At 72.1% G+C, this 26,247-nt stretch carries 22 protein-coding genes; 12 read left to right on the top strand and 10 right to left on the bottom strand.

Translation table 11 applies throughout. The features are described from left to right. Positions 1–106 precede the first annotated feature (106 nt). Complete coding sequence (locus HUT19_RS44225; protein ID WP_368661682.1) at positions 107–1,825, top strand: glycoside hydrolase family 6 protein; 1,719 nt, start codon at positions 107–109, stop codon at positions 1,823–1,825. Positions 1,826–1,843: 18 nt separating this feature from the next. On the opposite strand, the gene HUT19_RS09615 is transcribed toward HUT19_RS44225, so the two are convergent. Continuing rightward, positions 1,844–2,728 (bottom strand): phosphatidylinositol-specific phospholipase C, encoded by an 885-nt coding sequence (locus tag HUT19_RS09615; protein WP_176180058.1) that lies wholly within the window; start codon positions 2,726–2,728, stop codon positions 1,844–1,846. A 158-nt stretch (positions 2,729–2,886) separates the two neighbouring features. Between HUT19_RS09615 and HUT19_RS09610 the strand changes: the two genes are divergently transcribed. Next, positions 2,887–4,023, top strand: a complete 1,137-nt coding sequence (locus HUT19_RS09610; protein ID WP_176180057.1) for a winged helix DNA-binding domain-containing protein — start codon at positions 2,887–2,889, stop codon at positions 4,021–4,023. 15 nt (positions 4,024–4,038) lie between these two features. On the opposite strand, the gene HUT19_RS09605 is transcribed toward HUT19_RS09610, so the two are convergent. Then, positions 4,039–5,403: an aminotransferase class I/II-fold pyridoxal phosphate-dependent enzyme gene (locus tag HUT19_RS09605; protein WP_176180056.1), complete on the bottom strand. Its 1,365-nt coding sequence runs from the start codon at positions 5,401–5,403 to the stop codon at positions 4,039–4,041. Between the two features lie 111 nt (positions 5,404–5,514). After that, positions 5,515–6,705 carry a magnesium and cobalt transport protein CorA gene (locus HUT19_RS09600; protein WP_176180055.1) on the bottom strand — a complete coding sequence of 397 codons (1,191 nt, stop codon included), beginning with the start codon at positions 6,703–6,705 and terminating at the stop codon, positions 5,515–5,517. Between the two features lie 236 nt (positions 6,706–6,941). Here HUT19_RS09600 and HUT19_RS09595 point away from each other — a divergent pair, with 236 nt between their 5' ends. After that, positions 6,942–8,132, top strand: a complete 1,191-nt coding sequence (locus HUT19_RS09595) for an IS110 family transposase (RefSeq protein WP_176179770.1) — start codon at positions 6,942–6,944, stop codon at positions 8,130–8,132. A 654-nt stretch (positions 8,133–8,786) separates the two neighbouring features. Here the strand turns inward: HUT19_RS09595 and HUT19_RS09590 are convergent. Next, on the bottom strand, positions 8,787–9,638 hold the full coding sequence (locus HUT19_RS09590) for a helix-turn-helix transcriptional regulator (protein ID WP_176180054.1): 852 nt from the start codon (positions 9,636–9,638) through the stop codon (positions 8,787–8,789). A 100-nt stretch (positions 9,639–9,738) separates the two neighbouring features. Between HUT19_RS09590 and HUT19_RS09585 the strand changes: the two genes are divergently transcribed. Continuing rightward, positions 9,739–11,439: an AMP-binding protein gene (locus HUT19_RS09585; protein WP_176180053.1), complete on the top strand. Its 1,701-nt coding sequence runs from the start codon at positions 9,739–9,741 to the stop codon at positions 11,437–11,439. 53 nt (positions 11,440–11,492) lie between these two features. Next, a complete protein-coding gene (locus HUT19_RS09580; protein ID WP_176180052.1) occupies positions 11,493–13,202 on the top strand; it encodes an AMP-binding protein in 1,710 nt (569 codons plus the stop codon). A 31-nt stretch (positions 13,203–13,233) separates the two neighbouring features. Here HUT19_RS09580 and HUT19_RS09575 read toward each other — a convergent pair whose 3' ends face one another. The 5 genes from HUT19_RS09575 to HUT19_RS09555 all read right to left on the bottom strand — a co-directional run bounded on the left by HUT19_RS09575 (position 13,234) and on the right by HUT19_RS09555 (position 17,984). Next, positions 13,234–14,052: a neutral zinc metallopeptidase gene (locus HUT19_RS09575; protein ID WP_176180051.1), complete on the bottom strand. Its 819-nt coding sequence runs from the start codon at positions 14,050–14,052 to the stop codon at positions 13,234–13,236. Between the two features lie 85 nt (positions 14,053–14,137). Next, entirely contained in the window at positions 14,138–15,079 is a 942-nt protein-coding gene (locus tag HUT19_RS09570) for an alpha/beta fold hydrolase (protein ID WP_176180050.1), read from the bottom strand. A 147-nt stretch (positions 15,080–15,226) separates the two neighbouring features. Beyond that, entirely contained in the window at positions 15,227–15,913 is a 687-nt protein-coding gene (locus tag HUT19_RS09565) for a hypothetical protein (RefSeq protein WP_176180049.1), read from the bottom strand. 260 nt (positions 15,914–16,173) lie between these two features. Further along, positions 16,174–17,127, bottom strand: a complete 954-nt coding sequence (locus HUT19_RS09560) for a 2-hydroxy-3-oxopropionate reductase (RefSeq protein ID WP_176180048.1) — start codon at positions 17,125–17,127, stop codon at positions 16,174–16,176. Further along, a complete protein-coding gene (locus tag HUT19_RS09555; protein WP_176180047.1) occupies positions 17,124–17,984 on the bottom strand; it encodes a TIM barrel protein in 861 nt (286 codons plus the stop codon). The genes HUT19_RS09560 and HUT19_RS09555 overlap by 4 nt, the downstream gene beginning before the upstream one ends. Before the next feature lie 137 nt (positions 17,985–18,121). On the opposite strand from HUT19_RS09555, the gene HUT19_RS09550 reads away from it, so the two are divergent. The 7 genes from HUT19_RS09550 (at position 18,122) to HUT19_RS09520 (ending at position 24,387) form a co-directional block, all read left to right on the top strand. Continuing rightward, positions 18,122–18,391, top strand: coding sequence for a hypothetical protein (locus HUT19_RS09550; RefSeq protein ID WP_176180046.1), 270 nt, complete (start codon positions 18,122–18,124; stop codon positions 18,389–18,391). Continuing rightward, entirely contained in the window at positions 18,388–18,771 is a 384-nt protein-coding gene (locus HUT19_RS09545) for a helix-turn-helix domain-containing protein (protein WP_176180045.1), read from the top strand. Before HUT19_RS09550 ends, HUT19_RS09545 begins: the two co-directional genes overlap by 4 nt. Positions 18,772–19,067: 296 nt before the next feature. Further along, on the top strand, positions 19,068–19,580 hold the full coding sequence (gene uraD / locus HUT19_RS09540) for a 2-oxo-4-hydroxy-4-carboxy-5-ureidoimidazoline decarboxylase (RefSeq protein WP_176180044.1): 513 nt from the start codon (positions 19,068–19,070) through the stop codon (positions 19,578–19,580). After that, positions 19,580–19,915, top strand: a complete 336-nt coding sequence (gene uraH, locus HUT19_RS09535) for a hydroxyisourate hydrolase (protein ID WP_176180043.1) — start codon at positions 19,580–19,582, stop codon at positions 19,913–19,915. The genes uraD and uraH overlap by 1 nt, the downstream gene beginning before the upstream one ends. 5 nt (positions 19,916–19,920) lie before the next feature. After that, the gene (pucL, locus tag HUT19_RS09530) at positions 19,921–20,802 is read left to right on the top strand and encodes a factor-independent urate hydroxylase (RefSeq protein ID WP_176180042.1); all 882 of its coding nucleotides are present in this window, start codon (positions 19,921–19,923) and stop codon (positions 20,800–20,802) included. Positions 20,803–20,814: 12 nt separating this feature from the next. Beyond that, positions 20,815–22,185, top strand: coding sequence for an 8-oxoguanine deaminase (locus HUT19_RS09525; RefSeq protein WP_176180041.1), 1,371 nt, complete (start codon positions 20,815–20,817; stop codon positions 22,183–22,185). Positions 22,186–22,500: 315 nt separating this feature from the next. Then, the gene (locus tag HUT19_RS09520; RefSeq protein ID WP_176180040.1) at positions 22,501–24,387 is read left to right on the top strand and encodes an alpha-L-fucosidase; all 1,887 of its coding nucleotides are present in this window, start codon (positions 22,501–22,503) and stop codon (positions 24,385–24,387) included. Positions 24,388–24,464: 77 nt separating this feature from the next. Here the strand turns inward: HUT19_RS09520 and aceB are convergent, their stop codons facing one another. After that, on the bottom strand, positions 24,465–26,084 hold the full coding sequence (aceB, locus tag HUT19_RS09515; protein ID WP_176180039.1) for a malate synthase A: 1,620 nt from the start codon (positions 26,082–26,084) through the stop codon (positions 24,465–24,467). Between the last annotated feature and the right edge of the window lie 163 nt (positions 26,085–26,247).

The raw sequence follows: 26,247 nt of genomic DNA, 5'->3' as shown, positions 1-26,247 counted from the left end.
CAGCCGCGTTGCCGGGCGCGCGTTTCTGAGTGAGAGTCAGATTCGACCCGTCCGCCGCCCCTGGAGTGCGCCTGTGCCTAGCAAGCGGAAAGCCCTCACTGCCCCGATGGCCGTTCTGGCCGCAACCGCCCTTCCCCTGTTGACCAGTTCGGCCGTACAGGCCGCCACGCCCCAGGGCGTCGGCGAGGCCCTGCGCGGCAGCCGTCTCTACACCCCGCCACCCGAACGGGACCCCTACCGCCAGGTGAGCACGCTCGCCTGGCGGGGCGAGAGCCAGGAGGCCAGAGGGGTCCTGTCCATGGTGCGCACCCCCCACGCCGTCTGGTACGGGGACGAGAGCCCCGAGCAGGTCGAGCGGATGGTCCGGACGACCACCCGCAGCGCCGAGCAGCGCGGCACGGTGCCGGTCCTGGCGCTGTACGACGTCCCGGGCCGGGACTGCGGAAGCTACTCCGCGGGCGGTGCGCGGAGCACCGCCGAGTACCAGGCGTGGATCGACGCCGTCGCCGAGGGCATCGGACAGCGCGAGGCGCTGGTCGTCCTCGAACCCGACTCGCTGGCGCTGCTGCCGTCCGACTGCACGCAGAACGCGGGCGGGGGCGGCGACGGCGACGACGGCCCGGGGGAGGCGGAGGCCAGTACCCTGCCGGCCGAGGCCGAACCGTCCGCCCCCGCGGACGGCCAGGCCGCGGAGACGGGTACCGGTACCGATGCGAGTGCGAATGCCGGGGCCACGGGTACGGGCGAGGGCGAGCTGCCCCCGCTGCCCGACCCGGGCACCCAGTCCGTCCCCGCGGGCGGGGCCCAGCCCGGCGCATCCACGGCGGCCGAGAAGCCCGCGGCCCAGACACCCGCGTCCCCGAAGCCCACTGCCAAGACCCCCACCGCCGAGACCTCGGCGTCCCAGACCCCGGCCCCCGCGGCCTCCGCCTCGGAGACGCCGAGCATCCTGCCCAGCCCCGAACCCTCCGCCCCCGGAACGGCCTCCGCCTCCGGCACGGCCTCCGCCTCCGGCACGGCCTCCGCCTCCGGCACGGCCTCCGCCGACCCCGCCCTCCCCGACACCGGCGACCCGGAGATCGTGGGCGACCTCGACGACCTCAACGACCTCGAGGGCCTCGACGACCTCGAGGGCCTCGACCAGCTCATCAACGAGGAGGACCCGAAGACCGCCGCCCGCTACTCCGAGATCAACTACGCGGTCGACGTCCTCACCGCGCTCAGCAACACCGCCGTCTACCTGGACGCGGGCCACGCCGGCTGGCACTCCGTCAGCAGCATCGTGCCCCGCCTCCTCAAGGCCGGGGTCGACCGCACCACCGGCTTCGCACTCAATGTCTCGCACTACCAGACCGACGCGGCCAACACCTGGTACGGACGGCTGATCTCCTCCTGCCTGGCCTACGCCGACGAGGGCGGCGACCCCGCCGACTGCGCCGACCGGAACTGGTCGCACCGGAGGGCAACGGCCTGGGTCCGGGCCCACGCCCCCGCCGACCCGGCGGAGCTGAAGCACTTCGTCACCGACACCAGCCGCAACGGCCAGGGCCCGTGGGCCCCGGAGGGCAGCGACCACGCCGATCCGCAGCCGTGGTGCAACCCGCCCGACCGCGGTCTGGGCATCCGTCCGACCACTCGGACCGGCGATCCGCTCCAGGACGCGGCGCTGTGGGTGAAGACGCCGGGCGAGTCCGACGGGCGGTGTCTGCGCGGCGGGACGGGCCCCGAGGACCCGGAGCGGGGCACGGTCAACCCCGAGGCGGGGCAGTGGTTCCCCGACCAGGCCCTGGAGCTCGTACAGAACGCCCGGCCCGCCCTGGGCTAGGTCTCCGCGGCCCGCCCGTCAAACGGGGTTCTTCCGGATGAGGGCGTCGACCAGGCCGGAGGCGGTGTTCGGAAAGTCCATCGGGACGATGCCGAGCCCCGTCCAGCCCTGTGCTCCGGCGCCCTCCAGGAAGCCCCTGACCTGGGGGTTGAGCCGGTCAGCTGTGGAGCGGGGCGGCAGCAGGGCGGAGGTGCTGACGTAGTTCACGAACAGCTTGCCGGGCTGCTCCACCGCCTTGCGGAACTGTGTCTCGATCTTCGGGTACTTCCCGAACGGCTCGGCCATGTAGTCGTCCTGGATGTCGAAGAGCTGGGCGTCGCCGTACCGGACGCCCGGCAGCGCGCCGGAGTCGCCGAGCAGCACCACCCTGCCCCGGGCCTCGCCCAGGGTGGGGAGGGTGCCGTCGAGGCGGAACAGCGAACGCCAGCCCTTGTCGAGGTAGATGTCGAAGATCCGGCGGAACTCCTCGGCGCTCTCCTCCGAGTACTCCTGCTTGACCCGCATCAGCACGGTCTCCGTCGGGTGCGCGGAGAGGAAGGAGCGGCAGGCGCCCAGCACGTCGTCGAAGTCGAGGTGCTGGTAGAAGGCGCCGTGGCGGATGGGGAAGGCGTTCTCGAAGGCCCGGCAGCGGATGTCCAGGAAGCGGATGCCGCTGGTGAGCTGGTCGGCGATGGCGGTGTTCTGGCACTCGGCCCACGGGCCGCCGTGGCGGGCACCGGAGTCATGGGTGCCGGGCAGGGTCAGCCGCTGGACGGGGGTGGAGTCGGTGACGGCGGACAGCCAGTCCTGAGGGGCGAGCCGCCGGGGTGGTGCCGCGGTGGCGGTCGCCGTGCCGCCCGCGGCGGAGATCAGCCCCGCGGTGGAGATCGCGGCCACGCCTTTGAGGAACCCTCGCCGGTCCATACACGTACTCCCGTCGCTTGTTACTCGCGCGTTCGTCCTGAGCCGTTGGGCATCGAAGCACAACTCGCCCTGGAAAGCTGCACGTTGGGACGGATCATCGGAAGTGGCGGACGGTTGAGGACAGTGGATGTCCGCAAGGGCCCGTACCGTGCGGGGGTATGACGAACCCCGTGCTCGGACCCCGCGCGCTCAACCGGGCGCTGCTGGAGCGACAGCTGCTGCTGCCCCCGTCGGCGTCCCTGACCGCCCTCGAGACGATCGAGTGGCTGGTCGGTATGCAGTCCCAGGCGCCGGGGGCGCCGTACCTCGGGCTGTGGACCCGGCTCGACCGCTTCTCCTTCGCCGAGCTGGAAGCGCTGATGACCGAGCGTCAGGTGGTGCGGATGGTGCTGATGCGCGGCACGGTGCACCTGGTGAGCGCGGAGGACGCGCTGCGGCTGCGCCCGCTGGTGCAGCCGATGCTGGACCGGTCGTTCCGGCAGACGCCTTTCGCGCGCGCAGTGCGCGGTGCGGACCCGGCCGATGTGGTGGCGGTGGCGCGGGAGCTGCTGGCCCGGGATGCCCTGGGCCCCGCGGAGCTGCGGCGGGAGCTGGGCGCACGCCGGCCGGAGGCGGACCCGAATGCGCTGGTGAACGCGCTGCGGCTGTGGGCGCCGCTGGTCCAGGTGCCGCCGCGCGGTCTGTGGAGCCGCGGCGGCGGGCCCCGCTACGCCACCGTGGAGGACTGGCTCGGACGGCCGATGGAGACCGGGTCCCCGGCCGAGGCCCTGGAGGCGGTGGTGCTGCGCTATCTCGCCGCCTTCGGTCCCGCGACTGTCGCCGACGTCCAGAAGTGGTGCGGGCTGACCGGGCTGCGCGAGGTGCTGGACCGGCTGCGCCCGGGCCTGCGCACCTTCCGGGACGAGGGCGGGCGCGAGCTGTACGACGTACCGGACGCACCGCTGCCGGATCCCGGGACGCCGGTTCCGGCGCTGCTGGTGGCCGACTTCGACAATCTGCTGCTCTCGCACGCCGACCGCGCCCGGGTGCTGGACAACGCCTACCGGAGGCGGGTGATGGGCGCCAACGGCGTGGTACGCGGCACGATCCTGGTGGACGGCTTCGTCGGCGGCGTCTGGGGCATCGACCGCACCGGGAAGGGCGACAGCGCCACGGCGACGCTGACCGTGTCCCCGTTCGTCCCCCTGACCGCCGACGACCGGGAGGCCCTGGAGACCCGGGCGGCACGGCTGCTCGACGAGACCGATCCCGCGGCCGGGACCCGCGCGGTGCGGATCGAGCGCCCCGCGCCCTGAGCCCCGGCCCCGCGGTCAGCCCCGCCGGGCCAGTTCCTCGACCCGGGTGTGCAGCCGGGCCACATGGTCCTCCGACTCCGGCTTCATCAGCACACTGCGCAGGATCCGCGCGCCCTCCGCGTCGGCGGTCAGCTTGGGGTGGCGGCCGGTGAACGCCCGGGCGCCGGCCCGGAGCGTGGACAGGAAGACCGGGTCCTCGCCGGTCATCCCGTCCTGGAGGATCCGGGCCGAGGCGCGGTCGATCGCGGAGAGCGCGGGAGGGTCGGTCACCGGGAAGTAGCTGACGATGTCCAGCTCCGGCGGCTGGTAGAGATCGAGCAGCTCCGAGCCCTCGATCAGCTCCGACCAGGTGAGCGCGGCCCGGCGTCCGGCCGCCAGCACCTGGCCCAGCCCCTCCGGGGTGGGTGGCAGCAGCTGGAAGGTGAGCCACAGCGCGGCGGCCGAGGCCCCGGCGCGCGAGCACTCCAGGCTGATCTCGCCGAGGTGCAGCTCCTCGGAGGTGAAGTAGGTGTAGGGGGAGTCGTGGAGGTAGAAGCGGCCCACCTCGGGATCGGCGAACAGCACCGCCCCGCAGCCGTAGGGCTGGAGCCCGTGCTTGTGCGGGTCGACGACGACCGAGTCGCACTCGGCGATGGCCCGCCAGGGCGCCTCCGCCAGCCCGGCCGGGCCCTCGGCCCCGGCCAGCAGGGTGAAGAAGCCCCCGTAGGCGGCGTCCACGTGGATCCGTACGCCGTAGCGCTCGCGGAGCGCCGGCGCCTGGTCGATGGGGTCGATCGCGCCCAGGCCGGTGGTGCCCGCGGTGAGGACGACGGTGCCCACCCGGCCCGTGGCCAGCAGCTCCTCCAGCGCGTCGAGGTCGATCCGGCCCCGGCCGTCGGTGGGCACGGCATGTCCCTCGACGCCCAGCACACCGCACATCCGGCCGTGGGTGTAGTGGGCCTCGGCGCTGTAGGCGACGCCCTGGCCGGGGTGGAGCTCACGGGCGACGAAGAGCGCCTCGAGGTTGGCGACGGTGCCGCTGGTGGTGAGGTGGCCGAGATGGGTGTCGTAGCCGAACATCGTGGCCAGCTGCTGCACCACCTCCCGCTCCATCCGCGCGGTGGCCGGTCCGCCGTCCAGCGCGTGGTTGTTGGGATTGATCTGCATGGCGGTGAGATAGCCGACCATGGCGGCAGGGTGCGGGGGCTTGAGCATCTGCCCCGCGTAGCGGGGGTGGAAGAACGGGTAGTTCTCCTTCAGCCGCTCGGTGAACGTGCCGAACACCTCGGCGAACCGGTCGTCGTCGATCTCCAGCGACGGATGGGTGGCAACGGGGCCGAATCCCTCCGCCCACTCACGGTTCGCCTCCACGGCCCGGCCGAGCCAGTGTCCCAGGTCCATTCGGTGTCCGGCCTTCCCTCGCGTGCGTGAGAATGTTTGGGCTCAAACGTATGGCCTGGTGGATCCCTCTGGCAACCGTCCGGCCGCCCCGGGGGCTGCCGGACGCGCCACTCAGAGCCAGTCGCGGCGCTTGAAGATCACATAGAGGCTGACGCACACAGCGGCCATCAGCAGCAGCGCGAAGGGGTACCCCAGCACCCAGTGCAGCTCGGGCATCTGCGTGAAGTTCATCCCGTAGATGGTGCCCACCAGGGTCGGCGCGAAGAGGATGGCCGCCCACGCTGAGATCTTCTTGACCTCCTCGTTCTGCTCGAACCCGGCTTCCGCGAGCGCCCGCATCTCGGCGTTCTGCTGCTGGCTCACCAGCGTGGCGTTGACCGCCAGGATGTCGGTGAGCGCCGAGCGGAAGCCGTCCACCCGCTCGCTGGTGTGGGTGACGTGGTCGGCGACGTCCCGCAGATAGCGCTGGAGCTCCTCGTCGGTGCCGTACTTGTCGAAACCGGCCATCAGCCCCCGCAACATGCCCACCAGGGGGCGGGTCGCGCGCTGGAACTCCACCATCTCGCGGGAGAGTTCGTAGATCCGGCGGGACGCCTCCGGGTCGCCCCGGAACACCTCGGTCTCGATCTCGTCGATGTCGTTCTGCACCCCCGCGACGACCGGTGCGTAGCCGTCCACGACCGCGTCCAGAATCGCGTACAGCACCGCCTCAGGGCCCAGCGCCAGCAGCTCGGGCGTCGATTCCATCCGGGTGCGCACCGCGGACAGATCGGGGGCGGCGCCGTGCCGGACGGTGATCACGAAGTCCGGGCCCACGAAGACGTGCAGCTCGCCGAAGTCGACCTCCTCGGGCGCGTCCAGATAGCGGGCGGCGCGCAGCACCACGAACAGCGTCTCGCCGTAGCGCTCCAGCTTGGGCCGCTGATGCGCCTCCATCGCGTCCTCGATGGCCAGCTTGTGCAGATCGAACTCCTCGGCCAGCGACAGCAGCTCCGCCTCCGACGGCCGGAACAGCCCGATCCACGCCATCGCGCCGGGCTCCTCGCGCAGCCGCCGGTAGGTGGCGGCCAGGGTGTCGGGGTTGCCGACCCGGCGGCCCCCGCGGTAGACCGCGGCGTCCACCACGCTGCGCTCGTCCGCGACGGGGGCGCCGTCGGACGCCGCGGGGAGGGATTCGCCGCGCGGTGGGCCCGGACGGCCGGGGGAGGACCGCGGAGCGGAGTTCGCCTCACGGGCGGCGGCGGGGCGCAGCCAGGGGTACCGCCTCGGGGACCGCGGGGTGCGGGAGGAGCGCTCGGACATGGCGGGTCCTACCTTTCAAGGGTGGTTGCTCTGGTCATTCGTAAGATCGGAGGGCCCGGGGGCTTCGGGCATGGCTCATGGTTGGGCGCCGTTGGCAAGGCTCAAAGGACTTGGCCACCCGAGGCCCCGCGACGACTCGACCGCCAATTGGGAGACGCGACTCTGATCGCTGCTGTAGGACAACGTCGGCGAGGTCGTCTGCGGGATCGATGTAACGGCGAGCTGGCGGAGGAAACGTGCCCGAGATCTGGGCCGGGGTGGACATCGGCAAGGAACACCACCACTGCGTGGTGATCAACGCGGACGGTCAGCGGCTGCTGTCCCGCCGGGTCCTGAACGACGAGACCGAACTGCTCCAGCTCATCGCCGACATCTTGGAGATATCCATCGACGTGCTGTGGGCCGTCGACCTCAACCACGGCGGCGCCGCCCTGCTGATCGGCCTGCTGCTCAGTCACGACCAGCCGATGGCCTACCTCACCGGCCTGGCGGTCCACCGTGCCTCGGCCACCTACAAGGGCGAGGGAAAGACGGACGCCAAGGACGCCTTCGTCATCGCCGACCAGGCCCGCGTTCGCCGAGACCTTGGCTTGTTGCGCCCCGGAGACGAGATCGCCGTCGACCTGCGCACGCTGACCACCCGGCGCCTGGACGTGGTATTCGACCGCACCCGGCAGATCAACCGGCTCCGTGCTCAACTGCTGGAGATCTTCCCCGCGTTGGAGCGGTCGCTGGACCTGGTCAACAAGGGGCCGGTGATGCTGCTGACCGGCTACCAGACCCCGGCTGCGATCCGTCGCGCGGGCGCGAAGCGAATTGAGACCTGGCTGAAGAACCGGAGGGTCCGTGGCGCCGCCGCACTTGCGAGGACGGCGGTGGAGGCTGCCCAGGCTCAGCAGACGGCCCTGCCCGGCGAGAAGCTGGCCGCCGCCATGGTGGTCCGCCTCGCGAAGGGGGTGATGGCCCTTGATGAGGAGATCGCCGAGCTCGACGCCCTGATCGAGGCCAAGTTTCGCGAGCATCCGCATGCCGAGGTGATCCGCAGCCTGCCCGGCATGGGAACCAAGCTCGGCGCCGAGTTCATCGCCGCGACCGGCGGTGACATGGACGCCTTCGGCAGCGCCGACCGCCTGGCCGGCTTCGCCGGCCTGGCCCCCCGACCCCGCGACTCCGGCCGCGTCAGCGGCAACCTGCGCAGACCCAGGCGCTACCACCGCGGCCTGCTGCGGGCGATGTACCTCTCGGCCATGGCCAGCCTCAAGGGCTGTCCGGCCTCGAAGGCGTACTACCAACGGAAGAGGAGCGAGGGAAAGGGACACAAGCAGGCCCTGCTCGCGCTCGCCCGCCGACGCCTCAATGTCCTGTGGGCGATGATCCGTGACGGACAGTGCTACCAAGGTTCACCTCCCGTCACAGTGGCGGCTTGACATCACGATTGGGAAGTCCTTTACGGGTAGCGGGCGCGGAAGCGGAGTGTGGGGCACACCGCCGGGCGTCGCCACCGGAGCCGGGCTGGGGCGCGCTTGCTTCGCGCTCAGGCCTGGCGGGCCGGGGTGGCGCCTCGCGGCGTACGACTGGGAGGTTCACCGTGCATCGCGGACCTCACCTCCTCGTCGCGGGCGCGTGGGCGCGGGAAAACCGACCACAGTGCAGGATATCCCTCCCCGCGCCCCGAAGCGCGGCGCGAACGCGGCAACCGCGCCCGCACCCGCCCCGGGCCGGGTGCGCCCCCGGGCTCCCCCCGCCCCCGGGCTCCCCCCGCCCCCGGGCTCCCCCCCCCGCCCCCGGGCCGACCGCCCGGCACGCGCCCAGGCGGCACGCGCCACACGCGGTGCGGCAGCGGCTCGTCCCGCGGCGCGGGGAGGGCGCCCCCGCCACCATGGCGGCCTGCTCTCCGCCCGTCCGCCTGGCCGCACCAGCATCCGCCGCGGTGCCCCGCGCCACCGACCTCGGCCCTGGCCAGGTGCGGCGCCGAGCCCTCGACCGCGCCTCGCGCGCAGGCGGCCACGCCATAAAGGGCACGGCAGCGCCCGTCGGAGCCGGTACGGGGGTGCTCACGCCGTCGGCTCCCGACACCACCCCTACGGGAGGAGGCCCGCTCGGCGGGCCTCTACGACCGCGTGGAGGCGGGTGTGCGCACCCAGCTTGCGCATGGAGGAGCGCAGGTAGCTCTTCACCGTTTCCGGGCGCAGACCCAGCCGGTCCGCCGCGGCCGAGTTGGTGGCGCCGGACGCCACGCACGCCAGCACGTCCACCTCGCGCGGCGACAGCTCCACCGGTTTGGGGCCCGGCGGCACCCGTGTGCCGCCCGACGAGGCGCGGGCCAGTCGTCCGCATGCGCGGAGGATCTCCTGCCGCAGGTGCGGGTCGGGCACCCGGTGTGCCAGGGCCCGCAGATCGACATGGGCCTCGCGCACCTCCTCCCACAGCGCCGGATCGGCCTCCGCGGCCGACGACGGCTGCTGTGCCACGTCCATCAGCCGCTCCGCCTCGTCCCGCACCGCGAGCGACTGCTCCAGTTCGCGCGCCGCCTCCACCGCGGCGCTCAGCGCCCGGTCGCCGAGCATCAGCGGCTGGCGCAGCGCGCCGTACAGCACTCCGCGGACCCGGCCGCGCACCACCACCGGCACGGCCAGCATCGAGCGCAGCCCCTCGGCGACCACTGCCCCGTCGTACTCATGGCTGATCGCCCGCGAGGCGGGGTAGTCGGCCACGGAGATCGGCCGGGACATGGTGAGCACCTTGCCGCCCAGGCCGTTCCCGGGAGTGACGGCAAGCCCGCGCAGGGAGTTGGTGGTGGTGCCGGTGAGTTCGGAGATACGGAACTGCCGTGAGCCCGCGAACAGTCCGCCGAACGCCACGGGCAGACCACCTCGACGGCGCATCCGCAGCAGCGCTGTCCGTACGTCGACGGCCCGGTCCGAATCCGCCACGAGTCACCTCCCCGACATACCGTCACCCCCGTCCGGGGGTGGTGAGACTCAGATCACCCGTCCACGATGCTAGCGAGCGGTACGGCAATCAGGAGGACATGTGACAGCAAACAGTCCGTCTCACGACTTCCGCGTGGCACGGGACTTCCTGCTCCGCCACCGGGAGGACTACACGGTGGCGTACGGGGGGTTCGGCTGGCCACGCCCGGAACGCTTCAACTGGGCGCTGGACTGGTTCGACCGCATCGCCGAGGGCAACGACCGCACCGCTCTGCACATCGTCGAGGAAGACCGCACCGAAACCCGAGTGAGCTTCGAGGAGATGCGCCGGCGCTCGGACCGGGCGGCGGGCTGGCTGCGCGACCTCGGGGTCGAGGCGGGCGACCGCATCGTCGTGATGCTCGGCAACCAGCGCGAGCTGTGGGAGACCGCGCTCGCCGCGATGAAGCTGCGTGCCGTCGTCATCCCCGCCACCCCGCTGCTCGGCCCGATCGACCTCGTCGACCGCATCGAGCGCGGCCGGGCGAAGCACGTCGTCGTCCGGGCCGAGGACACCGGCAAGTTCGCCGAGGTGCCGGGCGACTACACCCGGATCTCGGTCGGCGGTCTGCGGGAGGGCTGGCTCGCCTACGAGGACGCCGGGACGGCCGAGATCACGGCGGAGGAGGAGCCGGACGAGCCGTTCGTGCCCGACGGGCCGACCCTCGCCGACGACCCCCTGATGCTGTACTTCACCTCCGGGACCACCGCCCGCCCCAAACTCGTCGAGCACACCCACGTCTCGTATCCCATCGGCCATCTGGCGACGATGTACTGGATCGGGCTGCGGCCGGGCGATGTCCACCTCAACATCTCCTCCCCGGGCTGGGCCAAGCACGCCTGGTCCAACCTCTTCGCCCCGTGGAACGCCGAGGCGACCGTCTTCGTCCACAACTACACCCGGTTCGACGCCGCCCGGCTGATGGCCGAGATGGACCGCTGCGCGGTCACCACCTTCTGCGCCCCGCCGACCGTCTGGCGGATGCTCATCCAGGCCGATCTGACCCAGCTGCGGTGCCCCCCGCGCGAGGCCGTGGCCGCGGGCGAACCGCTCAACCCCGAGGTCATCGAGCATGTCCGGCGCGACTGGGGCGTCACCATCCGGGACGGCTTCGGCCAGACCGAGACCGCCGTCCAGGTGGCCAACACCCCCGGCCAGCCACTCAAGGCCGGTTCGATGGGACGGCCCACCCCCGGCTTCTCCGTGGTCCTGCTCGACCCGGTCACCGGACAGCCCGCCGACGAGGGCGAGATCTGCCTCGACCTCACCGGACCCGGCGGCCGCCCGGTCGGCCTGATGACCGGCTACGAGGGCGACGCGGAGCGCACCGCCGAGGCCACCGCGGACGGCTGCTACCGCACCGGCGACATCGGCACGCGTGACGCCGACGGCTACATCACCTACATCGGCCGCGCCGACGACGTGTTCAAGGCGTCCGACTACAAGATCTCGCCGTTCGAGCTGGAGAGCGCGCTGCTGGAGCACGAGGCGGTGGCCGAGGCCGCGGTGGTGCCCGCGCCCGACCCGGTGCGGCTGGCGGTGCCGAAGGCGTACATCGTGCTGGCCGAGGGCTGGGAGCCCGGGCCCGACACCGCCAAGGCGCTGTTCGCCCACTCCCGCGCGGTGCTGGCCCCCTACAAGCGGATCCGCCGCCTGGAGTTCGCCGAGCTGCCCAAGACCGTCTCCGGCAAGATCCGCCGCATCGAGCTGCGGGAAGCCACCGCGCGCGGCGACGGCACCGAATTCCATGAGGAGAGCTGAGCCCTCATGACCGCCCCCGCCCCTCCCCCCACGCTTCCGAACGAGGAGACCCCATGACCGCCCTGCCGTCCGGCCCACCGGCCCCACCCGCCCTGTCATACGCCAGCGGGGCGGGCGAGCTACCCCTGCTGGGCGACACCATCGGCGCCCATCTGGCCCGTACCGTCGAGCGGTTCGGCGACCGTGACGCGCTGGTCGACGTCCCTTCCGGCCGCCGCTGGACCTACGCCCAGTTCGGCCGCGCGGTCGAGGCGGTCGCGCTCGGGCTGATGGCCAAGGGCGTCGGCAAGGGCGACCGGGTCGGCATCTGGGCCATCAACTGTCCCGAATGGGTCCTGGTGCAGTACGCCACCGCCCGCATCGGCGCCATCATGGTCAATATCAACCCCGCCTACCGCGTCCATGAACTGCGGTACGTCCTGCGGCAGGCCGGGATCTCCGTGCTGGTCTCCTCCATCGAGCACAAGACCAGCGACTACCGCCGCATGGTCGAGCAGGTGCGCGCCGACTGCTCCGCCCTGCGCGACGTCGTCTACATCGGCGACCGCACCTGGGACGGGCTGGTGCGCGCGGGCTCCGAAGTGCCGCCGGAGAAACTGGCCGAGCGGGAGGCGCGGCTGTCCTGCGACGACCCGGTCAACATCCAGTACACCTCCGGCACCACCGGCTTCCCCAAGGGCGCCACCCTCTCCCACCACAACATCCTCAACAACGGCTATTCCGTGGGGGAGATGGTCGGCTACACCCACCAGGACCGGATCTGTCTGCCGGTGCCCTTCTACCACTGCTTCGGCATGGTCATGGGCAATCTGGGTGCCACCACCCACGGCGCCTGCATCGTCATCCCCGCCCCGGCCTTCGACCCCGCGGCCACCCTCTCCGCCGTCGAACGGGAGCGCTGCACCTCGCTGTACGGCGTGCCCACGATGTTCATCGCCGAGCTGGGCCTGCCCGACTTCGCCACCTTCGACCTCTCCTCGCTGCGCACCGGGATCATGGCGGGCTCGCCGTGCCCGGTGGAGGTGATGCGGCGGGTGGTGTCCGAGATGCACATGGCCGAGGTGTCCATCTGCTACGGCATGACCGAGACCTCACCGGTGTCCACCCAGACCCGGCGCGACGACGACCTGGAGCGCCGCACCGGCACCGTCGGCCGGGTGATGCCCCATGTCGAGGTCAAGGTGGTCGACCCGGCCACCGGGGTGACCGTCCCCCGCGGCACCCGCGGTGAGCTGTGCACCCGCGGCTATTCGGTGATGCTCGGCTACTGGCAGGAGCCGGCTCTGACCGCCGAGGCCATCGATCCGGCGCGCTGGATGCACACCGGTGACCTCGCGGTGATGGGCGAGGACGGCTACGTCCAGATCGTCGGCCGGATCAAGGACATGATCATCCGCGGTGGGGAGAACGTCTATCCGCGGGAGATCGAGGAGTTCCTGCACACCCACCCCAAGATCGCCGATGTGCAGGTGGTGGGCGTCCCCGACGAGAAGTACGGCGAGGAGATCATGGCCTGCGTCATCCTGGCGGACGGCGCCAAGACCCTCACCCGCGATGAACTCGCCCGCTTCTGCCGGGGACGCCTCGCCCACTACAAGGTGCCCCGCTATCTGCGGCTGATGGACGCCTTCCCGATGACGGTCAGCGGCAAGGTCCGCAAGGTGGAGCTGCGCGAGAGCGGCGCCCGTGAGCTGGCGCCGCTCCCGGAGTCCCGTACCGACCCCGACCTGGCCGGGCAGCCGGCGGAGCCGGCGCCGCGCTGACGGCGGCACCGGCCGGGCGGCCGGACGCGGTTCACTGCCCCGCGTTCGGCAGACAGCCCTTCACCCCGGACTGCGCGCCCCGGCTGAAGGCCGACACCCGCTGGGTCGCGTCCCCGTGATCGGAGGTGTTGGTCCAGGGCGTCTTGTCCGCGAGGGCGGTCAGCGCGTCGGCCAGTTCCTCGGTGTCGCCCTCCTCGAAGGTGAGGGTCTGGTCACGGGCGGCGCCGAAGAGCACCGCCCCGGCCAGACAGTCGGCCTGGAGCTCACGGGCCAGGTCGACCAGGCCCGCGTCCAGCCGGTTCTGGACGGCATGGCCCCACTCGTGGGCGATGACCAGGTACACCCAGGCGTCGCCCCGCTGGTGGCCCCAGCGCATCAGATCCATGTCCCACGCTATGAAGTCCCCGGCGGGGCAGTAGACGGCGTTGTCGTCGGGCAGCGGTTCGTTGCCGCACAGCGGTACGTCCGGCGCGGAGCCGTCGTACACCCCCCGCACCCGGGGGGCGCTGTAGGAACCGGTGAAGAACTCGGACCAGTGTCCGGCCCAGTAGGCGGTGGTGACGGACACCGCCGAGTCGATGTCCCCCTCCACGCTCTCCGAGCCGCCCCCGCCGCCGCTCGCAGAGCCGTCGCCCACCGGGCCCGGGGAGGTGCCGGGTGGGGTTTCGGCCGGGGACGTGGTGGGGGCCGGGGTACCGCCCGAGGTACCGCCCGGGGACGTGGTGGCGGGCGCGGAGGAGCTCCCGGAGGGCCGCGGCGGGCTGTCGCCGCCCCCGCAGCCGGTGGTGAGCAGCAGGGTCAGAGTGGTGACAAGGGCGGCGGACAATCTGAGGTACCACGGGGCAGCCATCGTTCGCCTCCGGCCGGTCGTGCGGATGGGACGGGTGAGCGGGTGAACGGTGGAGGGGCGGTGCCTCAACGGAAGCGTTCACCGGTCATGAGCGCAAGTCCAGCCGGTGCACGAAGGCGCGGATCTCCTCCGCAAGGGTGCGCGGGCGCTCGAGCAGCATCGCGTGCGTGGCGTCGACCGTGCGCACCGTGAGGGAGGGGCGTTCGGCGGCGAGCGCCGCCAGCTCCCGGTCCAGTCCCTTGACGTAGGCCGCCATCAGCTCGTCGTACCAGGCCAGTTGGTCACCCTGGTCCGCGAGCCGCCCGGCGCGCACCACCAGCAGCGGACGGGTGGTCCGGCGGTGGACCGCGACCATGTCCAGCTCGTCCATCGCGTCGAGCATCTCCACGGCACGCTCCCGCTCGGGCCGCAGCACCAGCTGCCCGTCGCCGGTCTCGGCCAGCGAGCGCCGGAGGCCCTCCTCCAGCAGTTCGGGCGCGAACCCCAGCTGGTCCGCCATGGCCTTCTGGTAGCCGCGGACGGCGTCCAGGCCCTCGGGCGGGAAGACCCGGCCCGCGCCCGCCCGGCTGACGTCATGGGCGCGCGCCAGCCGTTCGAGCACCGTCTCGCGCTCCAGACCGACGTAACTCTCGGGCCGCCCCTGACCGAAGCCGTCGAGGTTGACCGCGGCGGGGGTGTGCGGATGGGCCTCCGCGTGGAGCGCGGCCACCATGCCGCCGAGCGAATGACCCACGGGCACCGCGTCCGGGATCCCGCAGGCGTCCAGCACGGCTTGGACGTCGCCGAGTACGGCCGGGATGGTCCACGGCCCGGAGCCCGCGGAGGAGTGGCCGTGCGCGCGCAGATCCATGGCGACGACGCGGTGGTCCGCGGTCAGTCCGGCCGCGACGCCCGACCAGTCGGCGAGCGTACGGCCGGCACCGTGGAGCAGCAGCAGCGCGGGGCCGGTGCCGCCGTGGTCACGGACGGCCAGCTCGACGTCCCCGTGCCGCACGGTGCGGTCGGCGGACGGGACGGAAGAGGACATGACGCGGCTCCTGGAGGGGGGTGGGCGGCCGATCCGACGCGGGATCGACCACCACCGTAGGGCGTGGAAAACGCCCGGAGATCATCCGCGGAGAGGAGGAAAAACGGCTCGCCGCGGGTCCATGATGGACAAGGGGCACGGGGGAGTTCAGCCATCCGGCGGTCCCGTCCGGATCAGCACGTCCGCCGGGTCGTTCACCGGCTGCGGAGTGCCGGTGAGATCCATGATGAACAGCGGGATGTGCAGGGCGTCGCCGCGCGCCCGCGCCTCCCGGGCGTAACCGGCCAGCGAGAAGAACACGCTCAGGGCCGACCGCTGGAGCCCGTGCAGCCACAGGCATTCGATGTCCCGCAGCCCGGCGGGGCGGGTGGAGGGATCGACCCGGGCGACCAGACCGGTGCCGTACAGATCCACCCCGGCCTCCCGGTCCTCCGGCCGCCGGGGATCCCGGAAGCCGAGCCACTTCAGATACTGGGCGGCGGCGGTCACCGCGTCCCGGGCGGTACGGATCGTCACCGGCCGGAAGGCCGGGCGCGCCACCGCCGGGGCGGGCGGCGGGGCCGCGGCGGGCAGCGGGGGTGTGACCGGGACCCGCACCAGCACTCCGCAGCCGCAGCCGAACTCCGGCTGCGGCCAGTGGCCCTGGCGGCCGCACGAGGGGCAGTCGACCACCACCCAGATGTCCTGCCAGGTGCGGTGCTCGATCTCCTCGGGCGCGCCGTCGCGCAGTACCGGGACGGTGAGCGGGGCGCCGCACGAGCAGGGGAAGGTCGGCGGGGTGAAGGACTGCTCGCGACGGCACGCGGGGCAGCGCACCGGCACGCTGTCTGTCATCTCGGGGCTCCGGAAGGTCCATGGGGACGGGCGGCGGTCGTGCCCATGCTCCAGGAAGTGGGCGCCCGGTGCGAGGAGTTGGGAGTTTCCTGCCGCGTGACGGGGCAGGCGTGTTAGGCCCTGTCCGGCGGATCTCGTCGGGCCCGCGACTCAAAGACCCACCGGGCAGGACCTGGCCCGGGCGGCGGCACCGGCGGGGCGCGACTGGGACAGCTGCCGGTCACCGCCGCCCGGGGGTTCGGGAGGGGCGTCGGCGGCGGTCAGCGGCCGGTGGCCGCCGCCCCGGAGAGCCGTTCGACACCGCGCAGCAGGGCGGAGTGGTCCAGCCCGCCGTCGCCCTGGGCGCGCAGTGCGGCCACGAGCTGGGCCACCACGGCGCCCACCGGCAGCGCGGCGCCGACGTCGCGGGCCGCGGCGGTGACGATGCCCATGTCCTTGTGGTGCAGATCGATCCGGAAACCGGGGGCGAAGGAGCGGCGCAGGAAGTTGTCCTTCTTGCGCCGGAGGACGGTGGATCCGGCGAGCCCGCCAGCGAGCACGTCGAGCGCGGCCTCGAGGTCCACGCCGGACTTCTCCAGGAACACCACGGCCTCGGCGCACGCCTGGAGGTTGGCCGCCACGATCAGCTGGTTGGCGGCCTTCACGGTCTGACCGGCGCCGTGCGGGCCGCACCGGATCACGGTCCTGCCGAGGGCGTCGAAGATCGGCCGGGCCCGTTCGAAGTCCTCCGGCTCCCCGCCGACCATGATGGACAGCGCGGCCTCCACCGCCCCGGCCTCACCGCCGGAGACCGGGGCGTCGAGGACGCGGACGCCCCTGCCGTCCTCGGCGGCGGCCCGCGCCACGGCCTGGGAGGTCCGCGGGGTGATGGAGGACATGTCGATCAGCAGACTGCCGGGGCGGGCATGTGCCAGTACGCCGTCCACGCCGAGCACGACCGCCTCGACCTGGGGCGAGGCGGGCACCATGGTGATCACGACACCGGCGTTCCGGACGGCCTCGGCGACGGAGGCGGCGGGGGTGCCACCGGCCGCGGCCAACCGGTCCAGCTTCTCCTGTTCGAGGGTGAATCCGGTGACGTCGTAGCCCGCTTTGATCAGGTTCTCGGCCATGGGGGAGCCCATGATGCCGAGTCCGATCCAGGCGATGGTGGGAAGGGAGCCGCTCACGGTCCGGCCTTTCTCGTCGGGCTCGGTGGTGGTCGGGTCGGTCATCGGTGGGTCCGGTGATCGGTCAGCCAGCCGAAGGACGCGGCGCTCGGCCCGTCCGGCTTGTACTCCAGCCCGATCCAGCCGTCGTAACCGGCCTCGCGCAGCCGGTCCAGCAGACCGGGGAGTTCGAGCGTGCCGGTGCCGGGTGCGCCACGGCCCGGGACATCGGCGATCTGCACATGGCCGGTGCGGGCCGCGTAGGTGTCGATGACCCGGGGCAGGTCCTCCCCGTTCCTGGCCAGGTGGTACAGGTCCATCAGGAAGGCGGCGTTGTCCAGGCCGGTGGTTTTGTCGACCCGCTCCACCACCTCGACCGCGGCGGCCGCGCTGACCAGCGGGTAGTGCGGGGACTCGGCGGCGCCCAGCGCCTCGACCAGCAGGGTCGCGCCCACCCGGTCGGCGGCGCGGGCGGCCAGGGCCAGGTTCTCCAGCGCCAGGGCGTCCTGGACCGCGGGGTCCACCCCGCCGATCCGGTTGCCGTACAGCGCGTTGAGCGCGGTGCAGCCGACGGACTCGGCGAAGCCGGCGGCGACCTCGACATTGGCGCGGAAGCGGTCGGACTCCTCGCCGGGTACGGACAGCGCGCCGCGGTCGGGGCCGGGCAGTTCGCCCGCGTAGAAGTTGAGCCCCACCAGCCGGGTCCCGGCGCTCTCCAGCGCGGCACGCAGCGCGTCGAGTTCGGCCCGGCCGGGGGTGGGGTCCCGGGGCCATGGCCACCACAGCTCGACCGCGGTGAAGCCCGCGGCGGCCGCGGCCGCCGGGCGCTGAAGGAGGGGGAGCTCGGTGAAGAGGATCGAGAGATTGACGTCGAAGCGCTCGCGGCGTTCGGCGCGCTTGAAGCGCTGGTCCGTGCGGTCCATGGGCCCTCGGCTCCTTCCGTTCCAGAGATTTCGTATAGCGGAAGCTGCTTTCTGGATTACGGAAGCATGGGATGGTGGTCGCGGGGCTGTCAAGAGGGGCTGCCCGAGGCGCCCCCGGGCGCAGTAGGTTTGGCGGCGTGAGATTGAGGGTTGAGTTCACCACCGAGCCGTTCGACCTCGACGAGGTGCCGCCGCATGCCGTGGTGGCCCGCGAGACCGTGCAGTCCGCCGCGCTGGACGCCGTGGACGTCGGTCCGTTCGGCAACACCGCCGAGGGGCAGGCCGACGCCGTGCTCACCGCCGTGGACCAGCTGCTGCGCACGTCCCTGGAGGCGGGCGCCACCCGGATCTCGCTCCAGGTCAACGTGATCGGCGAGGCCGGCGCGGGCCGGGAGGGCGGGGCGTGAGCGCGCCGGAGGACCACCCCTTCGTCTCGGCGGTCAAACCCCTCGTCGACGCCATGGGCGGGGAGATGATCGCCCCGGGGCGGGCGCGCGGTGACGATGTGGTGCTCTCCTGGGAGGGCCGCGAGGTGGTGGCCGTCCGGCTGCCGCATCTGTCCGACTCGCTCGACCACATCCTGGCCGATCTGCAACGCCGCCACGGCGTCCCGCTCGCCGACCTGGACCGCAAGACCAAGCAGTCGGTGGTCCGTCTCCTGGAGCAGCGCGGTGCCTTCTCGGTGCGCCACGGTGTGGAGACGGTGGCGAGCGCACTCGGGGTCAGCCGCTTCACCGTCTACAACTACCTCAACCGCGAGAAGGACGCGCCGCCGCCATCCGGTTGATCCCCACCAGGGTCCGGTAGCGGGGGCGTGCCGCGAGGGCGGCCGGGGTCCAGGCGGCGGGCCGCCCCACCTCGGCGCACAGGTGCGGGATCGCCTCCGGACCCGACCGGACGCCCCGGTGCGCGCCGAAGGCGCCGTCGGTGGCGCACCGCGTAGGCGAACGCCCGGCGGTCGGCGCCGTCGGCGGGGCCGGGCCCGGGCCACTCCGCGACGGCAGGAGATCCGGGACGATGGTGTCACCGAAAGTTTTCAACAAAGTGTTGACGTTTGCCGCGGGGGGCTCCTAGCTTGCCGATGTGACTACCAGCGCACCGCCGGGCCTGACCCGGTTCAACTCCGCGGCCGAGCGCGATGCCGCCGGGCTGCTGCACGAGGTGTGTACCGGCCGGGCCTGGGCCGGGGCGGTGGCCTCGGGGCGGCCGTACGCCACCGTCGAGGCGCTGCTCGCCGCCTCCGACGCGGCCATGGCCGCGCTGACCGCCGACGATCTCGCCGAGGCGATGGCCGGACATCCGCCCATCGGCAGGCCCACCCCGGGCGACGCCACCTCGGCCCGCGAGCAGAGCGGGGTCCGCGCCGGACTCCGCGCCGAGCTGCTCGAACTCAATCTGGCCTACCAGGAGCGCCACGGCCACGTCTTTCTGATCTGCGCGACCGGACGCACCGGTGAGGAGATGCGCGCTGCTCTGGGCGAGCGGATCGGCAACGACGCGGACACCGAACGCGAGATCGTCCGCACCGAGCTGGGAAAGATCAACCGCATCCGGCTCATCCGCCTCCTGGAGGCCGCAGCGGAAGGAGAGCGCTGATGGCGACCGCCACCTCCGTGTCCACCCACATCCTGGACACCAGCGTCGGCCGCCCGGCCGCGGGCGTCGACGTGGAGCTGTCCGCCCGGGGCGCGAGCGGTGCGGACTGGACCCCGCACGCCACCTCCGCCACCGACGCCGACGGCCGCTGCAAGGATCTGCCCGCCCTCCCCGAGGGCACCACCGAGGTACGGCTGCGCTTCGCCACCGGGCCGTATCTGCCCCACGCCTTCTTCCCCGAAGTGGCGGTCGTCTTCGCCGTCGAACCGGGTGAGCACTACCACGTACCGCTGCTGCTCACCCCGTTCGGCTACTCCGTATACCGAGGGAGTTGAGCCCGATGCCCGAGCTCGGCCAGAACCAGTACGGCAAAGCCGAATGCCGTGTCGTCCGCGTGGTGCGCGACGGCGCCGTCCACCACATCAAGGACCTGAACGTCTCGGTGGCGCTCTCCGGCGACATGGACGAGGTCCACCTCTCCGGCAGCAACGCCCATGTGCTGCCCACCGACACCACCAAGAACACCGTGTACGCCTTCGCCAAGGAACACGGCATCACATCGGCCGAGCAGTTCGGCATCCACCTGGCCCGCCACTTCGTCACCAGCCAGGAGCCGATCCACTCCGCCCGGATCCGGATCGAGGAGTACTCCTGGGACCGGATCGAGACCTCCGGCGAGGCCCGGCACTCCTTCGTCCGCTCCGGCCGGGAGACCCGCACCGCCCAGATCTCCTACGACGGCGAGCGCTGGGAAGTGGTCTCCGGGCTGACCGACCTCACCGTCCTGAACTCCACCGACTCCGAGTTCTGGGGCTACGTCAAGGACAAGTACACCACCCTGCCCGAGGCCCGCGACCGCATCCTCGCCACCGAGGTGCACGCCCGCTGGCGCTCCGGCTGGAGCGATGACACCCGGCCGATGCCGGACTGGGAGCAGAGCTACACCGAGACGCGCGGCCATCTGCTGACCGCCTTCGCCGAAACCTATTCGCTCTCGCTCCAGCAGACGCTGTACCAGATGGGCGCCCGCGTCATCGAACAGCGGCCGGACATCGACGAGATACGGCTCTCCCTCCCCAACAAGCACCACTTCCTGGTGGATCTGGAGCCCTTCGGCCTCAAGAACGACAACGAGGTGTACTACGCCGCCGACCGGCCCTACGGCCTGATCGAGGCCACCGTGCTGCGGGACGGTGCCACGCCCCGGATCCCCACCGACTGAAGGGCGCCGTACGTGAACCGCACCGTCATCGAGAACTGTGCCGTCGCCACCGTGGACGCCGACGACACCGAGTACACCTCCGGGCATCTGGTCGTCGCGGGCAACCGCATCGAGTCGGTCGGCGCCGGACCCGCGCCCCGGGAGCTGGAAGGTGTGGTCCGCCGGATCGACGGCACCGGCCATCTGGCCACCCCGGGCCTGGTCAACACCCATCACCACTTCTACCAGTGGCTCACCCGCGGTCTGGCCCAGGACTGCAACCTCTTCGACTGGCTGGTGGCGCTCTATCCGACCTGGGCGCGGATCGACGAGCAGATGGTCCACGCGGCGGCCCGCGGCTCGCTCGCGATGATGGCGCGTGGCGGGGTCACCACCGCCATGGACCACCACTACGTCTTTCCGCGCGGCACCGGCGATCTGCTCGGCGCCGAGATCCGCGCGGCGCGGGAGCTGGGGGTGCGGTTCACCGCCGCGCGCGGCTCCATGGACCGCGGGGCCTCCGCGGGCGGGCTGCCGCCGGACTTCGCCGTGGAGACCACCGAGGGCGCGCTGACCGCCACGGAGGAGGCGATCGACACCCACCACGACGGCTCGTTCGACTCGATGCTCCAGATCGCGGTCGCGCCCTGCTCACCCTTCTCCGTCTCCACCGCACTGCTCCGCGAGGGCGCGGCCCTGGCCCGCCGCAAGGGCGTACGGCTGCACACCCACGGCTCGGAGACCGTGGAGGAGGAGAAGTTCTGCCATGAGCTGTTCGGCATGGGCCCCACCGACTACCTCGCATCGACCGGCTGGCTGGGCGAGGACGTCTGGATGGCCCACTGCGTCCACATGAACGACGCCGACATCGCCGCCTTCGCCCGGACCGGCACCGGTGTGGCCCACTGCCCCTCGTCCAACGCCCGGCTCGCCGCAGGTATCGCGCGGGTGCCGGATCTGCTCGCGGCGCGGGTGCCGGTCGGCCTGGGGGTGGACGGCACCGCGTCCAACGAGTCCGGTGAACTCCACACCGAACTGCGCAACGCCCTGCTGGTCAACCGGCTCGGCAGCCACCGCGAGAAGGCGCTGACCGTACGTCAGGCGCTGCGTCTCGGCACCTACGGCGGCGCTCAGGTGCTGGGACGGCAGGACCAGATCGGCTCCCTGGAGCCGGGCAAACTGGCCGACCTGGTGCTGTGGAAGCTGGACGGCATCGGACACTCGACCATCGCCGACCCGGTCGCGGCGCTCGTCCTCGGCGCGGCGGCCCCGGTCACCCTGTCGCTGGTGAACGGCGAACCGGTGGTGGAGGAGGGGCGGTTGCTCACCGCCGACGAGGACGAGATCGCGCGGAGCGCGCGCGACCAGGCGCACCGGCTGGCCCGTATCGCGGCCGACGGGTGACCCAGGGCTCCGGCCGGGAGGGACGGCTCCCGGCCGGACGCGGGCCCGGCATGCGCACCGGGTCCGTGGCGGCGACCGCACCCGGCGACCGGGGGCTTCGGCCCGCGGTCTCCGGGTGCGGTTCCCTTTCTGACTGCGCTGCCCCTGTTCGGGAGATTCATCGGATGGCTTGACCTCTGAAATGCTCTCCCGGCGGAGGTTGACGGGCATTCATCGGGTACGAGGTCCGTTGACATCCAACCTTTACGGCTCTAGGTTCCCGTACGCGGCTGGCCAGCCCTCCTGTCCGACCTCCGCACGAGCACAGGAGCCGCCATGCGTATGCCCGGACGAGCCCGCAGATTCCTCCGATCACCGTCACCGAGACCGAGGCGCGCGCTGAGCGTGCTGCTCGGGCTGGTGCTCGCCACGATCCTCACCGGCCCCGGCCTCGCCGGGCCCGCCCCGGCAGTGGCCGCACCCGCCGCACCCACCGCCCGCGCCGCGGCGGGTCCCGGCACCGACTACGCGACCGACGACCCGTTCACCGCCGACCGCACCGCCTGGTGGCGGCAGGACCGCTTCGGGATGTTCCTCCACTTCGGCGCCTACTCCCAGCTGGAGGGCGAGTACACCCGCACCGACGGCTCGGTCTGCCGCAACGCCGAGTGGATCCAGCGGAGTTGCTCCATCCCCCGGCGCGAGTACGAGGACATCGCCCAGGGCTTCAACCCCGCCGCCTTCGACGCGAAGGCGGTCGTCAAGGCCGCCAAGGACGCCGGACAGCGCTACATCGTCATCACCTCCAAGCACCACGACGGCTATGCGATGTGGCCGACCCGGCACAACGGCTGGAACCTGCGCGACCACTCCTCCTTCGACAAGCGGCGCGACATCCTGGCCGAGTTGAAGTCCGCCGCCGACGACGCCGGGATCAAGCTGGGCTTCTACTACTCGATCTGGGACTGGCACGACCCCGACTTCGCCGGCCCCGCCACCTTCCCGGCCTACGAGAAGCGGATGTACGCGCAGCTCAAGGAGCTGATCGACGGCTATCACCCGGATCTGCTGTGGTTCGACGGAGAATGGGACACGGACAACCCCGTCAACCGCTGGTCCCCGCGGGACGGTGAACGTCTGGAGGCATATCTGCGCGGGCTCGACCCCGGCCTCGTCATCAACAACCGGGTCGGCAAGCGGCGCGTCGTGGACGGTGACTACGGCACCCCCGAGCAGGAGATCCCCGGCGCCCCGGTGGACGGCCAGCTCTGGGAGAGCTGTATGACCCTCAACGACCACTGGGGGTACGCGAAGTACGACCAGAACTGGAAGTCCCCGGCCACCCTCACCCGCGATCTGCTGGACATCGCCGGCCGCGGTGGCAACTACCTGCTCAACGTCGGCCCCGACCGGCTCGGCCGGGTGCCCCAGCCCTCCGTCGACCGGCTGCGCGCCATCGGCGACTGGCTGCGGACGGACGGTCAGGGCCGGGCGGTGTACGGTGCGGGTGCCCCCGGGCTGGTGGCCGAGCCCTCCTGGGGCGCGGTCAGCCGGCGGGGCAACACCCTCTACGCGTCCGTCACCTCCTGGCCCGCCGCCGGGCGGTCCCTCCACCTCAGCGCGAGGACACCGTTCCGGGTGACCGGCGCACGGGTGCTGGGCGGCGGACAGCGGATCACGGTCACCGAGGCCGGGGACGGCTTCGACCTCACCCCGGCCGGTGGCGCGCCGGACCCCACCGCCTCGGTGATCGCGCTGTCGGTGAAGCCCCCGGCGTCCGTCCCGCCGGGGGCTGGAAAGGGACTGCGGGCGGAGATCTACGCCAATGACACCTTCACCGGGCAGCCCGCCGTCACCCGGACCGACCCGACCGTCAACCACGCCTGGAAGTTCGCCGGTTCACCGGATCCCGCGGTGCCCGTGGACCACTTCGGGGTCCGGTGGACGGGCTTCCTGGAGCCCCGCCACAGCGAGACCTACACCCTCACCACCGTCTCCGACGACACGGCCCGGGTGTGGATCGACGGCCGGCTGGTCATCGACTCCACCACCCCGCACGAGCCGCGGGTCGACAAGGCGACCGTCGCGCTGCGCGCCGGACACCGCCACACCATCAGGATCGACTACACCGAGCGGACCGGCGAGGCCCATATGAAGCTGCTGTGGTCCAGTCCGGATCAGTCCCAGCGGATCGTGCCGAGCTCCCAGCTCTTCACCCCCTGACGGCACGGCAGGGGCCCCGGACCGCGACGGCGCTCTCCAGTGGTCCGGGGCCCCTGCTCTCCGCCCGTCGGTACGGCTCAGTCCAGCAGCGCGTAGGCGGGCAGGGTGAGGAACTCCGCGTAGTCCTCGTCGAGCGCCACCTTCAGCAGCAGATCGTGTGCCTGGTCCCACTTACCGGTGGCGTAGCCCTCCGGCCCGGTCTCCTCGCGGATCGCCGCGAGTTCCTCGGCCGCCACCCGGCGCACCAGGTCGGCCGTGGCCTTCTCGCCGTTCTCGAACACCACACCCGCGTTGATCCACTGCCAGATCTGGGACCGGGAGATCTCGGCGGTGGCGGCGTCCTCCATCAGGTTGAAGATGGCGACGGCACCCAGTCCGCGCAGCCACGCCTCGATGTAGCGGATCCCGACCTGGACGGCGTTGCGCAGCCCCGCGTAGGTGGGCCCGGCGTCCACCGAGGAGATGTCGATCAGCTCGGCCGCGGTGACGTGGACGTCCTCGCGCAGCCGGTCCTTCTGGTGCGGCCGGTCGCCGAGGACCGCGTCGAAGCCGGCGCGGGCGACCGGGACCAGATCCGGGTGGGCGACCCAGGAGCCGTCGAAACCGTCGCCCGCCTCACGGTCCTTGTCCGCCCGGACCTTCTCCAGGGCGACGGCGTTGACCTCCGGATCGCGGCGGCTGGGGATGAACGCGGCCATCCCGCCGATCGCGTGGGCCCCGCGCTTGTGGCAGGTGCGCACCAGGAGTTCGGTGTAGGCGCGCATGAACGGGGTGGTCATGGTGACCGCGTTGCGGTCGGGGAGGACGAAGCCGGGGCCGGCGTCACGGAAGTTCTTGACGATGGAGAAGAGGTAGTCCCAGCGGCCCGCGTTGAGCCCGGAGGCATGGTCGCGCAGCTCGTGGAGGATCTCCTCCATCTCGTAGGCGGCGGTGATTGTCTCGATCAGGACGGTGGCGCGGATGGTCCCTTGCGGAATGCCCACGTAGTCCTGTGCGAAGACGAAGACGTCGTTCCAGAGGCGGGCCTCCAGATGGGACTCGGTCTTGGGGAGGTAGAAGTACGGTCCCTTGCCGCGCTCCAGCAGCCGGTGTGCGTTGTGGAAGAAGTAGAGCCCGAAGTCGACCAGCGCGCCGGGCACCGCGCGGCCGTCGGAGGCCCGCAGATGGCGCTCGTCGAGGTGCCAGCCGCGCGGCCGGGTGACCACGGTGGCCAGCTCCTCGTCCGGGCGCAGGGCGTAGCGCTTGCCCTCGGGGGAGGTGAAGTCGATCCGGCGCTCGTAGGCGTCGATCAGATTGAGCTGGCCGCCGATCACGTTCTCCCAGGTGGGGGCGGACGCGTCCTCGAAGTCGGCGAGCCAGACCCGGGCCCCGGAGTTGAGGGCGTTGATGGTCATCTTGCGGTCGGTGGGGCCGGTGATCTCCACCCGGCGGTCCTCGAGGGCGGGCGGTGCCGGGGCCACCCGCCAGTCGGGGTCCTCGCGGATGGCGGCCGTTTCGGGGAGGAAGTCCAGGCTGCTGGCGCGGGCGATCTCGGCGCGGCGCTCCGCGCGGCGGGCGAGCAGGGTGTCGCGGCGCGGGGTGAAGCGGTCGTGCAGCGTGGCGAGGAAGGCCAGGGCCGCGTCGGTCAGCACCTCGCCCTGGCGGTCCAGAGGTTCGGTGTCGACAACGGCCAGCGGGGACGGCGCTGGTGCTGGCATGAGCGGACACTCCTTAGGAGGCGGTGCGTGGCACGGGGTGCCGGGGGTGGGAGAAGGGCGGTGCGGCGTCGTGCGGGCAGCCTGACGCCCCACAGACCTTCTGATCTGTGGATAGTAATTTCCTTATGGTGGAACTTCAATCTTTTGTTGAGGGGAGAGCTGC

Source organism: Streptomyces sp. NA02950, from assembly GCF_013364155.1.
Classification (GTDB): domain Bacteria; phylum Actinomycetota; class Actinomycetes; order Streptomycetales; family Streptomycetaceae; genus Streptomyces.
This window is presented reverse-complemented; position numbering and strand designations above follow the sequence as displayed.

Excerpts from the sequence above, each read along its gene's own strand:
- HUT19_RS09560 (WP_176180048.1), bottom strand. The coding sequence starts at position 17,127 with ATGACCGACCCGACCACCACCGAGCCCGACGAGAAAGGCCGGACCGTG.
- pucL (WP_176180042.1), top strand. The coding sequence starts at position 19,921 with ATGCCCGAGCTCGGCCAGAACCAGTACGGCAAAGCCGAATGCCGTGTC.
- HUT19_RS09575 (WP_176180051.1), bottom strand. The coding sequence starts at position 14,052 with ATGGCTGCCCCGTGGTACCTCAGATTGTCCGCCGCCCTTGTCACCACT.
- HUT19_RS09565 (WP_176180049.1), bottom strand. The coding sequence starts at position 15,913 with ATGACAGACAGCGTGCCGGTGCGCTGCCCCGCGTGCCGTCGCGAGCAG.
- HUT19_RS09570 (WP_176180050.1), bottom strand. The coding sequence starts at position 15,079 with ATGTCCTCTTCCGTCCCGTCCGCCGACCGCACCGTGCGGCACGGGGAC.
- HUT19_RS44225 (WP_368661682.1), top strand. The coding sequence starts at position 107 with ATGGCCGTTCTGGCCGCAACCGCCCTTCCCCTGTTGACCAGTTCGGCC.
- HUT19_RS09555 (WP_176180047.1), bottom strand. The coding sequence starts at position 17,984 with ATGGACCGCACGGACCAGCGCTTCAAGCGCGCCGAACGCCGCGAGCGC.
- HUT19_RS09600 (WP_176180055.1), bottom strand. The coding sequence starts at position 6,705 with ATGTCCGAGCGCTCCTCCCGCACCCCGCGGTCCCCGAGGCGGTACCCC.
- aceB (WP_176180039.1), bottom strand. The coding sequence starts at position 26,084 with ATGCCAGCACCAGCGCCGTCCCCGCTGGCCGTTGTCGACACCGAACCT.
- HUT19_RS09580 (WP_176180052.1), top strand. The coding sequence starts at position 11,493 with ATGACCGCCCTGCCGTCCGGCCCACCGGCCCCACCCGCCCTGTCATAC.
- HUT19_RS09610 (WP_176180057.1), top strand. The coding sequence starts at position 2,887 with ATGACGAACCCCGTGCTCGGACCCCGCGCGCTCAACCGGGCGCTGCTG.
- HUT19_RS09520 (WP_176180040.1), top strand. The coding sequence starts at position 22,501 with ATGCGTATGCCCGGACGAGCCCGCAGATTCCTCCGATCACCGTCACCG.
- HUT19_RS09605 (WP_176180056.1), bottom strand. The coding sequence starts at position 5,403 with ATGGACCTGGGACACTGGCTCGGCCGGGCCGTGGAGGCGAACCGTGAG.
- uraH (WP_176180043.1), top strand. The coding sequence starts at position 19,580 with ATGGCGACCGCCACCTCCGTGTCCACCCACATCCTGGACACCAGCGTC.
- HUT19_RS09615 (WP_176180058.1), bottom strand. The coding sequence starts at position 2,728 with ATGGACCGGCGAGGGTTCCTCAAAGGCGTGGCCGCGATCTCCACCGCG.